The following is a 13,259-nucleotide window of genomic DNA, read 5'->3' on the forward strand; positions in this document are numbered from 1 at the left end:
TGTCAATTAGAAGAAATTCCGCGCACTACTCTTAATCTTGCCAAAAGCAAAGTTATAGGTGGTGCGTTTTTAATTATAATTTATACAAATAACGATGACAGAAATAGTAATATCCGCCGTATGCTTTATTGTAGGAGCTGTCCTTTCCTATGTACTCTTCAGGTACGTGATGAAGGCAAAATACAACAGCATACTAAAAGAAGCGGAAGCAGAAGGAGAAGTAATCAAAAAGAATAAACTTCTTGAAGTAAAAGAAAAATTCCTCAACAAAAAAGCCGATCTGGAAAAAGAGGTTGCAGCACGCAATCAAAAAATTCAGCAAGGAGAAAATCGGTTGAAACAACGTGAATTGGTTATTAACCAAAAACATGACGAAGTGCAACGCAAAAAGCAAGAAGCAGAAGCGGTAAAAGAAAATCTGGAAGCACAACTGGTTATCATAGAGAAAAAGAAAGAAGACCTGGATAAGCTACAACAACAAGAAATCCAGAAGTTGGAAACACTTTCAGGATTATCGGCAGAAGAAGCAAAAGAGCGTTTGGTTGAATCTTTGAAGGAAGAAGCTAAAACCATGGCACAATCCTACATCAATGACATTATGGACGATGCCAAACTGACCGCTAACAAAGAAGCCAAGAAAATTGTTGTTCAAAGCATTCAGCGCGTAGCTACCGAAACAGCTATCGAGAACTCGGTAACTGTATTCCATATTGAATCCGACGAGATCAAAGGTCGTATCATTGGACGCGAAGGCCGCAATATCCGCGCACTGGAAGCCGCTACAGGTATTGAAATTGTTGTGGATGATACGCCTGAGGCAATTGTACTTTCGGGATTTGACCCTGTACGCCGCGAAGTAGCCCGCTTAGCGCTGCATCAATTAGTAACCGACGGACGTATTCATCCGGCACGCATTGAAGAGGTAGTAAACAAAGTGCGCAAACAACTTGAAGAAGAAATCATCGAAACCGGTAAACGCACCACTATCGATTTAGGTGTACATGGTTTACACCCTGAACTTATCCGTATGATTGGTAAAATGAAGTACCGCTCGTCATATGGCCAAAACTTGCTGCAGCACGCACGCGAAACAGCTAATTTATGTGCTGTTATGGCATCAGAACTGGGACTTAATCCCAAGAAAGCAAAACGTGCCGGCTTACTGCATGACATTGGCAAAGTGCCCGATGAAGAACCCGAATTGCCACACGCACTGTTGGGTATGAAGTTGGCAGAGAAATATAAAGAAAAACCAGACATCTGCAACGCTATTGGCGCACACCACGATGAAACAGAGATGACCAGCCTATTGGCACCTATCGTACAGGTTTGCGATGCTATTTCGGGCGCACGTCCGGGTGCACGTCGCGAAATTGTAGAAGCATACATCAAACGCCTGAACGATTTGGAGCAATTAGCTATGAGCTATCCGGGTGTTACTAAAACTTATGCAATACAAGCAGGACGCGAACTACGCGTTATTGTGGGTGCAGATAAGATTGATGACAAACAAACCGAAAGCTTATCGGGTGAGATTGCAAAGAAGATCCAGGACGAAATGACCTACCCCGGACAAGTGAAGATTACTGTAATCAGAGAGACGCGTGCAGTAAGTTTTGCGAAGTAAAAGTAATAATTTACATAAAAGATCAAAAAAAGAGACCTAAAGGCCTCTTTTTTTCTTGTATAATCTAACCAGAAAAGAATTATAATTTGTAACTTTGCCGTGTTATTAACCAATTCGAGGTGTAAGCTACAAAAACATGAAGAACAAAATCACATTATTGCTGCTTCTTTTGCTGCCGGCGTTCATTTTATCGTGTGAGCAAAAACGCTCTGCCGATGAAGAGTTATTGCTGGAGGAAATTGGAGAAACCGCTTATGCTACTATGTTTTACTTCAAAGGCAACTACACCTTTACGACCGACTCGGCTACCTTGCAAGACTTTTCTACCGGTGAAATCATTGACTTGGAAATGCCCGGACTTCCCTACATCATGTCTACCGAATATGCAGAGAAATACCCTTCGCACGGAAAACCCGTATTAGTAGAGACAAGAGGCTACCTCAAACGTACAGAAGACGATAAACTACGATTAGACATCAAAGAGTTTATTTCTTTTGATTCCACACACGTAGAGGCCATGGACCCATTGATAGGAACTTACATCGGTTCGGATATTCAATTGGAACTCAAAGCCGACCATACTTTTACTACAACAACAAAAGGGGGAAGAAAAGAACGTGGTGACTGGTTTCATAAATCACAAAACTTCCTAACGCTAATAACCGGCGATAGCGAAACAATTTATCGCATCAATTACAAAAAACAAAGTTTGAATACACTCGACGATATGCCTGTAATATTGGCGTTTACCAGTCGCTAAATTCGAAACTTAATTGTTCCCACATTCCCTTATCTTCGGGTTGTTCTTCTTTTGGGTGTGAAACCGACAAACCAATGAGTCGTATAGGATAAGTTTCATACTCTACATCTTTCAACAGCTCCTTTGCCAAAGGTAAAATAACATCCAACTCTGTTAGCTCTTTGGGCTGTGTGATACTTCGGGTTATTTGATTGAAATCGTAGAACTTTATTTTCAATGTGAGTGTACTACCTTTGAACCCCGCGCGCTCCAACCGCTTAACAAGCTCTGTCGCCACATGATACAATTCAATGATAACAGATGACTTACGGGTTATGTCTTTCTCCAAAGTAGTTTCGCACCCCACCGATTTACGAATACGTACCGTCTCCACTGGTCGCAAGTCTATGCCTCGCGCAAAATCATAGTACAGTTGTCCTGCCTTTCCGAAGTGCCGGTTCAGCATATCAAGCGAACAAGAGCGCAACGTATATCCATTGTAAATGCCGAGAGTTCGCATCTTTTTGGCAGTAACGGGCCCCACTCCCCAAAAAGACTCAATAGGAAGACGGGTAATAAATTCCTCTGCATGGTTGGGATGAATAGTACAGAGTCCATCGGGTTTGCGGTAATCGGATGCTATTTTTGCTAAAAACTTGTTGTAAGAAACACCTGCCGAAGCAACTAAAGAGAGTTCTTCGCGAATTCGTCGTTTAATCTCTTTGGCAATATTTACGGCAAGCTCCTCCCCTATTTTATTTTCGGTTACATCGAGAAAAGCTTCATCCAAAGAAAGAGGCTCAATAACATCGGTATAGTCATGGAATATTTCATAAATTCGCCGTGACACCTCCTTGTAGACATCCATACGCCCGGGAATAAATATTAACTCAGGGCATAAGCGCCTCGCCCTCAGCGATGCCATAGCCGATCGCACGCCATACTTCCGCGCCTCATAGCTGGCTGCTGCTACTACACCACGTTCTTCGGAATAACCCACAGCAAGGGGCTTCCCACGAAATTCGGGATTATCACGCTGTTCTACAGAAGCATAGAAAGCGTCCATGTCGAGGTGGATGATTTTTCGAAAATGCTGCATTGGAGTTCAAATTTAGGAAAATAAAATTGAACTTCACTATCCAAATTTCAAACAAACATGAACACAAGCCAACAATTTGCCTATCTTTACAATTTCAAAAGAGCAGAACCATGTTAAACTTCGCCGCCATAGATTTTGAAACAGCAAACCAACACCGTGCCAGCATTTGTAGCCTTGGTATTGTTATAGTTGAAGATGGAAGAGTAGTCGATAAAATTTACCGTTTGGTACGTCCACGTCCTAATTTTTACTCTCGTTGGGCAACCAATATACATGGATTGTCTTACTATGACACACATCAGGCACAAGATTTTCTTGAAGTATGGAAAGAAATTGCTCCCCGACTAAAAGGACTCCCGTTGGTTGCACACAACAGCCCGTTCGACGAAGGAGCTTTAAAAGCCGCACACGAATTATATGAAATGTACTATCCTAATTACATATTTCATTGCACACTGCGTGCCGCCAGACGAAAGTTTCCTAAATTAGAGAACCATCAGTTACACACAGTGGCAGCATGTGTGGGGTTTGAGTTAAGAAATCATCATGACGCATTAGCAGATGCGGAAGCATGTGCTGAGATTGCTAAAGCAATACTATAGTTTTGTTTATTTATATAGTACGCGCGCGATATACAAACCAAAACTTCGGAGTTATAGTCATTACTGCAGCTATTGAATTTATTTCTTAAGCAATCTTCTTTTGCGTATATCATTTACCATCTTAATACTAAAGATAGTAGTACTCATTATAGTAGTAAGCACATTGGTAATAGCAAGCGGATAGTTACCCAAGAGAAATCCCTGAATCATAAAAAAGATAGAGCCAAGACCCATCAAAAGAAAAGTCCCTACCGCAATATCATCGGTAGAACGGGTACGAATAGTGCGAATGGTTTGTGGCAGGTAGCCAAAGATCATACATATTGTTGCGGCATAGCCTATTACATCTGTAAAATTCATATAGATTTAGATTTTTGAACAAAGATACAGTGTGTTTTGAAAACGCCGTTCGATTTTAGGATTTCTTATACAAGAATAAGAATTCGCGTTCACTAATGGAACAAGCACAAGCCCCCAAAAAGCAAGTATACCTATAATCTTCCTCCAAGCGAAATACTATTATTTTACTTTTCTAAAAAACATTGAAAAACTTCGCTTTTTTTCGTTTTTTTTTGTTTCCTTTGATTACGAAAAGAAAAATGCACCGTCTAACCAACATTAATGACTAATATAGCATGAAAAACAAAAATAATAGTAAAAATTCCTCGTCTACCACTTTCGTTTCGAAAGAAAAGGAAAATACTCAAATTAATGATATTATTCCTATCAGTTAACAAGAATCACCCTTTGTTTAATTTAATATATAATCTATGAAGAAAGAATTTCAATTCTTACATAAGAAAATGCAATTCGGGAAGTGGACTTTCTGTTTGTGTTTACTTATGATTGGGGCTTCTATTCAAGCCATGCCTACCTCCGAGAGAGATGCTGTTGAGTCTACTCAACAAGACAAAACAATCAGAGGTAAAATCGTTGATGAACTCGGAGAACCACTTATTGGTGTTTCCGTGTATGTAAAAGGAACATCTATCGGCAGTATTACAAATGTAGATGGAGAATTTTCATTTAGCATTCCTGCGGGAGTAAAAACACTAGAAGCTTCGTATGTAGGGTACACTACCCAAACAATTACAGTAGGCAACAATGTAAATTTCAATATCCAGATGAAACCCGACAACCTCGCACTAGAGGAAGTTGTGGTAATTGGTTACGGTACTGTAAAGAAACGCGACCTTACAGGTGCCGTATCTTCGGTTAAGAACGAAGACATTGTAATGCGCCCTGGTCCTAACCCAATGGAAGCCCTACAAGGTAAAGTTGCCGGATTGGATATTACACGTGAATCGGGCCAAGCTGGAGCCGGAGTTAAAATGCAATTGCGTGGTAACCGTTCGTTTACAGCCGATGGAAATCCGCTATTCCTGATAGACGGGCTACCGGGCGACTACGAAACTCTCAATCCAAACGACATCGAATCTATTGAAGTACTAAAAGACGCCTCTTCTACAGCTATCTATGGAGCAGCCGGTTCTAACGGGGTAGTTATCATTACCACCAAAGCCGGGAAAGCCGGAAAGATGAGCGTAGACTTCAACGCTTACGTTGGTTACAATGGCTGGTCGAAAATCCCTAAAATGCACACAGGGGACTCGTATGCCAAGATTGTAAGAGAAGCACATAGCTACGTATGGGATGAAAGTTCACGTCAGTGGACTACCACCGGTGCCCTTTGGCAATCGGCAGCCGACGACGAACGCGTATTCGGAACTCAACGCTACGAGCGCCACATGGCTGGAGCGTATGTGGACTGGGCAGACCTTTACATGCGTAAAAATGCAGCTACCCAAAACTACAGTTTAAGTGTATCGGGCGGAAACGATAGAACAAAAGGATACATTTCGTTCAATTACACCGACGAAAACGGACAGTACAAAGGCGACCAATACGAATTATTCTCTACCAGCATGCGCATAGATCATGAAGTACGCAAATGGTTGAGCATTGGTAGTAGCTTACAAGGATCGTATGTTATGCAAGATAAGGCACAAGCCAAGTTGGAAAATGCATTAACTTCCGACCCACTCGAAAAACCTTATAATGACGATGGTACAATCAACCCGAACTTGGGTAACAACGTATATAACTTGTTGCTCAACTACCAACCGGGTGTGTACGAAAATAGCGTTAATAATTTCAAGGTATTTGTAAACCCATATATCGAAATCAAACCGATAAAGGGATTGAGCATTTTGTCTCGCGCAGGTATCTGGATGAACTATTCCAACAGCTACAAGTTCGACGGTATAGGTTCAGTAAATTATACTTATGGAGGGGAAATTGCGAAAGCGCAAATCAACCAAAATCGCAGTTACGGCTATCAGTGGGATAATGTATTGACGTACAACTTCAAATTGCAAGATGTTCACGATTTCACCCTTACCGCAGTATCGACATGGAAATACGACCAACAGTCGAAAACAACAATGGATCAGACCAACATCTCGTCCAACAACTTCAAGTGGCACAACATGCAGGGAGATGCCAGCACTACAGCTAAATCATCATACCTGATGTCGAAAACGCTCGGATTCATCGGACGTATCAATTACTCGTACTTGGGCAAATACATCTTCTCGGCATCTATTCGCCGCGATGGTGCTTCGGCTCTATACAAAGACAATCGTTGGGACAACTTCCCAGCTGCATCAGCAGCTTGGCGCATTTCTGACGAGAGTTTTATGGAATCGACTAAAAATTGGTTAGATAATCTAAAACTCCGTGTGGGATGGGGTGTTACCGGATCTGCCAGTATCAAACCTTATAGTTCGTTTAGTAACTTAGAGCAAATGAACACTTCATTGGGTGGTGTAGGTATGAGCAGCTACCGTTACTCAGAATTCCTTACCAACTCCAAACTAGGATGGGAAAAATCTTACAACACCAATATCGGTCTTGACTTTGGATTGTTCAACAACCGCATTGATGTGTCTATGGACTACTATGTAACCCGCACCGACGGTGTAATATGGAGTGTATCGTTGCCTATCATCTATGGTTCGTACAAATGGGGTAACAACTTCTACAAAACCAACATGAACCTCGCCGAAACAGAGAACCGTGGTTTTGAAATTACCGCCAATACGCGCAACATCATGACCAAGGACTTTGAATGGACTTCGGCACTTACTTTCTCTACCAACAAAGAGAAGATTGTAAAACTAACCGGAGGAGCCAATGACAACATCGAAAACATCGATCCCGAAACCGGCAACAACACCGGATATACGCTTACTATCGGAAAAGCGCTGAACTCATACTACAATTACAAGATTGATGGTGTATGGCAGCTTGATGAAGAGAAAGACGCAGCTGTATTTGGCAGACGTCCGGGCGACTTGAAAGTGAATGTACCGGGAATGAAACGTAAAAGCGAAGGAGTTTGGGAAAAAACCCTTGCCGATGGTACCACCAAGGAATACACAGCAAGTTCTAAGTATGCCTATAGTGCTAATGACTATCAGACATTGGGACACAACTCACCCGATTGGACACTTGGATTCCAGAATGGAATCAAATACAAAGACTTCGACCTGAGTGTTTATGCTTTCTTCCGTTGGGGACAAATGATTAATTATTGTATGCCCGGATGGTATCAGCCAAATGCTTTGACCAGCACTGCAGCACCTCCACGTACATTCCCTTCACACTTCAACTATTGGACGCCAACCAATCCATCGAACGAGTTCCCAGTATTGGATTACACCACTTCTGCCTCAACTATGACTGGATTCTCGGGTATGAACTATGTAAACGGATCGTTCTTCAAACTGAAAAACATCACGTTGGGTTATACACTTCCTAAAAAGCTGAGCAAGAAACTATCTATCGACAAACTCCGCGTGTACGGAACGGTAACAAACCTACTCGTGCTCGCAAAGGATGGTGTACTAAAGAACTATGACCCCGAAATGAATGGCGAGCTGGAATATCCACTTACCAAACAGTTGGTTTTCGGTCTGAATGTTACATTCTAATTGTTGAATCACTAAAAGAAAAATACAATGAAAAGTATATATAAAACAGCATACAAATTAACATTGGGGTTGTGTCTGGCGCTGTGCATTAACTCGTGCAGCTTAGACGAGTACAACCCGGCAGCCTTGTCGGAAGGCGACGTGCTTACCACGTTTGAAGGTTGGAAATCATACCAATCCAATTGCTACTCGGCCCTATGGGGTTCGCTTATCGGAATGCCTTACGGATTGGTGTCCGAACTGGGTACCGACCTGTGGACGTTTCCTTACAACAACCATGGTACATACAAAGAAATCCTTGCTTACGAAAACTACGCTAATGACGTAAATGTAGTACGCAACACATGGGATTTTGCTTTCGGACCAATCAAAGATTGCAATAAGGTTATTCAATTATCGGAAGGGCTGAAGGACGGCAACCCCGCTGATATAGCCATCCTTACTGCCGAAGCACATTTCCTTAGAGCTTATTTCTATTCGGTATTGGTAGCACAGTTTGGCGAAGTACCCCTTGTTACTGAGGGCGACCCAACGAAAAGTCTTACTCCCGAACGTAATTCTATTCCTGAAATCTACACGCAGATACTAAGAGATCTTCGCCACGCATTCAACACATTGCCGGCGAAACCTTACGACGAAAACCCGCAACGCGTTACCAAAAAGGCAGCGCTCGGTATCATGGCGCGTGTATATGCACAAGGTGCAGGCGAAGGATTGAGCGAAGGTTCAAAATCTTACTGGGTACGTGCTAAAGAAGTAGCCGACTCGTTGATTACTTACAAAAGCGCCTACGATGCTACACTCTACGATGATTTTGCCAAGGTATTTGCTGCAGCCAATAATCGCAACAATGCCGAAGTACTTTTCACAGCCTATGGACTCGACCCGTACAATGTATCGTTCAACTACGCATCGAGCAATACGAAGCCCAATCTTTATTTGCACTATTATCCGAAACTTGATGAAGCCTTCGGAACCACCGATGTATTCCTCAGAGGGGTAAACAAGAACACCACCAACGCCTACTACGGACGTTGTAACCAACAGTTCGTTGCACCTACCAAATATCTAATCGACTGCTTCAATGCCGATTATGATAAGAGATGGGAAAATACATTCGTAACTGCCTACACCAACTACTCGGGCGTACAGGCTATAAATGGAGGCAGCCCTGCTGGTCCGGCAAACGTAACGTACGCAAAGGCAACGGTAGAGATTACCCAAGCCATCGCAAATAAGTACAATTTAGATCCTTCGCACATTGGTAAGAAGATTTATCCTTATATCGATGTTAATTCTAAATTAACCGATTACAATGCCACATACCAATACGTATCGCAAGTATGGAATAAAGGAGCACACAGTGGCAACGTTGCCGAGCTTTCCGAGCCAGCAAATGCCAACGTACACCCTTATCCACTGGCAGCCGACGAAGATCGCTTCTTTGTTTACCTGAGTAAAGCCCCATTGACTGATGCAGAAAAGAAAGCACGTGCCTACATCACTATCAATATTGATGATATGTTCGACCCAAGCGACGCTAGTGGAAGTACATACAAAGGCAAACTGTCCAACAATGGCTTTACACCTGTTGAGCTTATTACCGTTTTCCCGGCTATGATGAAGTTTAACCACAACTTCGACGGTGGATGGTTGGGAGGTAACTTCCAACAGAAGTTGGGTAACATCATGGTGATGCGTATGGCAGAAGTCTATCTTATTGCAGCCGAAGCAACCCTTAACAGTGGCGGTAGTGCTGCCGAAGCAGCAGCTTACCTCAATGTGTTGCGCGAGCGTGCTTGTCGCAATGCTGCCGATTTCAATACTTCAACCGGCATGAAGCTTTCATCAGCTTCTATGAACGATGTGTTTGATGAATATGCACGCGAACTTTGCGGTGAGTACTATCGTTGGGCTCTATTGAAACGCAACAAAGCATTCGAAGGCCGCCTACAGAAGTACAACCAAACAGCATTCAAGAACTTCGTACCTGCCAAGCACTACAACCGTCCTATTCCAAGAGACTTCTTGAATAAGATCAACAATCCGGAAGAGTTTGGAAACAATGGTTATTAAAATTGCATGCTATTCAAAAAAAAGAATAGATGTTATTTGAAATTATAAACAAGAGGCTATCTCAAAATTAGTGAGATGGCCTCTTTTTTTCATATCTTTTGTCTGTTTTTTGCCAGCGCATTGGCAAAGCTGTGCCAACGCACTGGCACTACTGTGCATCAACACTGGCACGACAGTGCCAACGCGTTGGCACAACCTACCATTGAAAATTCAAAAAAAACGACAAAGGGCTGGGTGTCTGTATTGAATACGAACATGCACGGCACAAAAAAGACCGCAACACTTTCGTTTCGCGGTCTTTTTTTGTTTCTAATCAAATGGCTTAAATCCTTTTATGGGTGGAGCTGGAGGGAATCGAACCCTCGTCCAAACGAGGAAACCATAAGCTTTCTACATGCTTATCTTTGCCTAAGATTTTCGTGCATGAGCAGAACCAAAGCCATCAACTCATACCTTATCCTCTAAAGTTTCATTTACGACGCGAGGCAATCGCAAACTATCTCCGATTTGACTGCACCACTTTACCGGAATACTTCGAAGCCAGAGCTTCCGAGTGATGTCTCGTTCCAGCACCTAGTGCCGGAATTAAGGTAATCTACTATGATTCGATTACGCAGCAAGAGCGTAGTTATTTTCGCCAGATAAAATTTTAGTAACTGAGATTAAAGTGCAAATCACTGACGCACTGCATGCTTACTTACCATTTCTACCCGCTGTCAAATCCAGTCAACCCCAGAGTTGCATAGCGATTGAAATCGGCACAAAGATACTTATTATTTTGAAAACAACAACTTCTACTCCACAAGTTCCGCCATTTCCTCCTTGTATATACGCCCCTTTGATACAACCTTACCATTCTTGTCAATCAAGACCGAGTAAGGTATTCCTCTGAAACCGTAAACGAGTCCGGCGCTACCCCTACCTTTCATATTAAGCAGCTGCAACCAAGGCATATCGTGTTTTTCCAATGCCTTCGTCCACCTAGTCGTGTGGCTATCCATAGAAATACTGATGATTTCAAATCCTTTTCTGTTCAATTCCGCATAGATTTCCTTTAGTTCAGGAATATGAGCTATACAAGGACCACAACCCGAAGACCAAAATTCCAACAACACCGGATATCCTTTCCCCAAATATTGCGAAAGCAGCACTTCATTATTGTTCATGTCGAGACACTTTAACTCCAAAAACATTTCACCCGGCTGCGAATGCCCCTCTTCTCGTTTTTTCTGAGTATTGGCTTTCGCACTTCTGACGAGACGAGCACTGTAATTAGCAGCCAGTTCATCAAACTGTTTGATAGATCTGACTCTAGAGCCATATTTAATGAGTAACTCATCAAAGAGGGGTGTATTCTTCATACTCTGAAGATATGAGTAAGTAGAATCGCCTATGATACGCCCTAACTCCAGATACCTCTCTGTATAAATCAAAGGTTCCTCTGGATTGCGATTCTTCATTATTTCGCTAAGGATTTTACTTTTCTCAATCTCCGCATCATAAGAGAACCTCAAAAATTCTCCTATCCGCTCATTTTGATACGGACCTGTTTGAGTCGCTGTATATTCATCATCAAAAGAGACACGAATGGTTCCTTCTTCGGGAATGATAATAACAGGAGAAGTAATAAAGCGGTCATCGCCTACTTTTCCAAAAAAAAGATGCAACCCTATTATGCTATCGGGCACATTACCGGTAAACTGAAATGCATCACCCACAATAAACGTAGAATCCACTTCGATGTACTCCGTCAAGTCATCATTCATCATAGAAAGATATACCCTACGTCCGTCGAAACCATCGTGAGACAATTTACCTTCTATGATAAACTTCTTTTCGGAACAAGCCGAAAAAAGAAGCATTAATACTGCCAAATAACAAAGTATTCGTGTCGTCATAGCATTAAAAATTTATTAGTTGCAACAAATATAGCTATTTCAACTACTTTATCTATCTTTACTTTCCTAATTCCAAGTTAATAATTATGAACAAATTCATTTACATACTAATGGTTGGCATAACACTAAGCGCATGTAACGTAAGCAAACAAGAAACTACAACAAGCAAGCTTACAATGGTTGTTGGTACATACACCGATGGAGAAAGCAAGAGTAAAGGTATCTACACGTATTGTTTTGATCAGGAAACGGGTACCTCTTCACTACTGAACGAAGTGGCAATTCCTAATCCCTCTTACCTCACTATTGCTAAAGACAACCGCTTTATTTATTCGGTAAGTGAACTTAATGATGGCAATGAAGCTATCTATAGTTTTACATTCGACAAAGAGAAAGGTAGATTGAAATTTGCAAATAAGCAACCAGCAATGGGTGGTGCACCTTGCTATATCACTAATAATGACAACTATGTAGTTGTAGCCAATTATGCTGGTGGTACAGTTGCGGTATTTCCAATTACGAAAGAAGGTTCTTTAGATGCCGCATCACAAGCTTTTGCTTACGACGGTTCAGGTCCAGACCAAACTCGTCAGGCATCATCGCACTTGCATTGTGTATCCTTTACTCCCGACGGGAAATTCCTCTATGCTACAGATCTTGGCGCAGACTTCATCTACATATTTCATGTAAACAATGAAATTGGCGCACCAAAGTTACTTGAGAAAGCTACCCCACCCGATTATCATGTCGGTGCAGGCGCAGGTCCCCGCCACATCACATTCTCAGCCAATGGGAAATTTATGTACTTGCTGAACGAGTTAGACGGAGGGTTAAGCGTATTTAGGCAAGAAGAGGCGCTACTAACAGAAATCCAGACCACACAAGCCGACCATTTAGAAGCACGCGGAAGTGCTGATATACACATCAGCCCCGATGGAAAATTTTTATACGCAAGCCTCAGGTTACAAAATGATGGATTGGTTATTTACAGCATTGATCAAGCAAGCGGTATGCTTACAAAAATAGGCTATCAAAACACAGGAAAACATCCAAGAAACTTCTGCATTACACCCAACGGTAAATATCTCTTAGTTGCTTGCCGAGATACTAATACCATCGAAGTGTACGAAAGAAACCTCGCAACAGGTATGCTCACCAAAACAAACAAGCCTATCCTATTGGATAAGCCTGTCTGTATTAAATTTGCTTGGGAAGAGTAAGCC

At 42.1% G+C, this 13,259-nt stretch carries 9 protein-coding genes and 1 other RNA gene; 6 read left to right on the plus strand and 4 right to left on the minus strand.

What is annotated here, in order from left to right; translation table 11 throughout:
- Positions 1–94: 94 nt before the first annotated feature.
- On the plus strand, positions 95–1,627 hold the full coding sequence (gene rny, locus D0T50_RS10550) for a ribonuclease Y (RefSeq protein ID WP_163223493.1): 1,533 nt from the start codon (positions 95–97) through the stop codon (positions 1,625–1,627).
- A 136-nt stretch (positions 1,628–1,763) separates the two neighbouring features.
- Positions 1,764–2,387 (plus strand): hypothetical protein, encoded by a 624-nt coding sequence (locus D0T50_RS10555; RefSeq protein WP_163223494.1) that lies wholly within the window; start codon positions 1,764–1,766, stop codon positions 2,385–2,387.
- On the opposite strand, the gene dinB is transcribed toward D0T50_RS10555, so the two are convergent.
- Positions 2,374–3,465, minus strand: coding sequence for a DNA polymerase IV (dinB, locus tag D0T50_RS10560; RefSeq protein WP_163223495.1), 1,092 nt, complete (start codon positions 3,463–3,465; stop codon positions 2,374–2,376). The genes D0T50_RS10555 and dinB overlap by 14 nt on opposite strands.
- A 110-nt stretch (positions 3,466–3,575) precedes the next feature.
- On the opposite strand from dinB, the gene D0T50_RS10565 reads away from it, so the two are divergent.
- A complete protein-coding gene (locus D0T50_RS10565) occupies positions 3,576–4,067 on the plus strand; it encodes a 3'-5' exonuclease (protein ID WP_163223496.1) in 492 nt (163 codons plus the stop codon).
- A gap of 78 nt (positions 4,068–4,145) precedes the next feature.
- Here D0T50_RS10565 and D0T50_RS10570 read toward each other — a convergent pair whose 3' ends face one another.
- Positions 4,146–4,427, minus strand: coding sequence for a SemiSWEET family sugar transporter (locus D0T50_RS10570; RefSeq protein WP_163223497.1), 282 nt, complete (start codon positions 4,425–4,427; stop codon positions 4,146–4,148).
- A gap of 482 nt (positions 4,428–4,909) precedes the next feature.
- On the opposite strand from D0T50_RS10570, the gene D0T50_RS10575 reads away from it, so the two are divergent.
- Both D0T50_RS10575 and D0T50_RS10580 read left to right on the plus strand, forming a co-directional pair.
- Positions 4,910–8,062, plus strand: a complete 3,153-nt coding sequence (locus tag D0T50_RS10575; protein ID WP_163223578.1) for a TonB-dependent receptor — start codon at positions 4,910–4,912, stop codon at positions 8,060–8,062.
- Positions 8,063–8,089: 27 nt separating this feature from the next.
- Entirely contained in the window at positions 8,090–10,138 is a 2,049-nt protein-coding gene (locus D0T50_RS10580) for a RagB/SusD family nutrient uptake outer membrane protein (protein ID WP_163223498.1), read from the plus strand.
- A gap of 336 nt (positions 10,139–10,474) precedes the next feature.
- On the opposite strand, the gene ssrA is transcribed toward D0T50_RS10580, so the two are convergent.
- Together ssrA and D0T50_RS10590 are read right to left on the minus strand one after the other, a co-directional pair.
- Positions 10,475–10,872, minus strand: a transfer-messenger RNA (tmRNA) gene (gene ssrA / locus D0T50_RS10585).
- A gap of 60 nt (positions 10,873–10,932) precedes the next feature.
- The gene (locus D0T50_RS10590) at positions 10,933–12,036 is read right to left on the minus strand and encodes a TlpA disulfide reductase family protein (protein ID WP_163223499.1); all 1,104 of its coding nucleotides are present in this window, start codon (positions 12,034–12,036) and stop codon (positions 10,933–10,935) included.
- Positions 12,037–12,119: 83 nt separating this feature from the next.
- Between D0T50_RS10590 and D0T50_RS10595 the strand changes: the two genes are divergently transcribed.
- A complete protein-coding gene (locus D0T50_RS10595; RefSeq protein WP_163223579.1) occupies positions 12,120–13,256 on the plus strand; it encodes a lactonase family protein in 1,137 nt (378 codons plus the stop codon).
- Positions 13,257–13,259: the final 3 nt, after the last annotated feature.

The sequence above is a fragment of the Bacteroides sp. 214 genome (genome assembly GCF_010501015.1).
In the GTDB taxonomy this organism is placed as follows: Bacteria; Bacteroidota; Bacteroidia; order Bacteroidales; family Bacteroidaceae; genus Bacteroides.

Coding starts and splice junctions, on each gene's coding strand:
- D0T50_RS10570 (WP_163223497.1), bottom strand. CDS start 4,427: ATGAATTTTACAGATGTAATAGGCTATGCCGCAACAATATGTATGATC.
- D0T50_RS10590 (WP_163223499.1), bottom strand. CDS start 12,036: ATGACGACACGAATACTTTGTTATTTGGCAGTATTAATGCTTCTTTTT.
- D0T50_RS10575 (WP_163223578.1), top strand. CDS start 4,910: ATGATTGGGGCTTCTATTCAAGCCATGCCTACCTCCGAGAGAGATGCT.
- rny (WP_163223493.1), top strand. CDS start 95: ATGACAGAAATAGTAATATCCGCCGTATGCTTTATTGTAGGAGCTGTC.
- D0T50_RS10580 (WP_163223498.1), top strand. CDS start 8,090: ATGAAAAGTATATATAAAACAGCATACAAATTAACATTGGGGTTGTGT.
- D0T50_RS10565 (WP_163223496.1), top strand. CDS start 3,576: ATGTTAAACTTCGCCGCCATAGATTTTGAAACAGCAAACCAACACCGT.
- D0T50_RS10555 (WP_163223494.1), top strand. CDS start 1,764: ATGAAGAACAAAATCACATTATTGCTGCTTCTTTTGCTGCCGGCGTTC.
- dinB (WP_163223495.1), bottom strand. CDS start 3,465: ATGCAGCATTTTCGAAAAATCATCCACCTCGACATGGACGCTTTCTAT.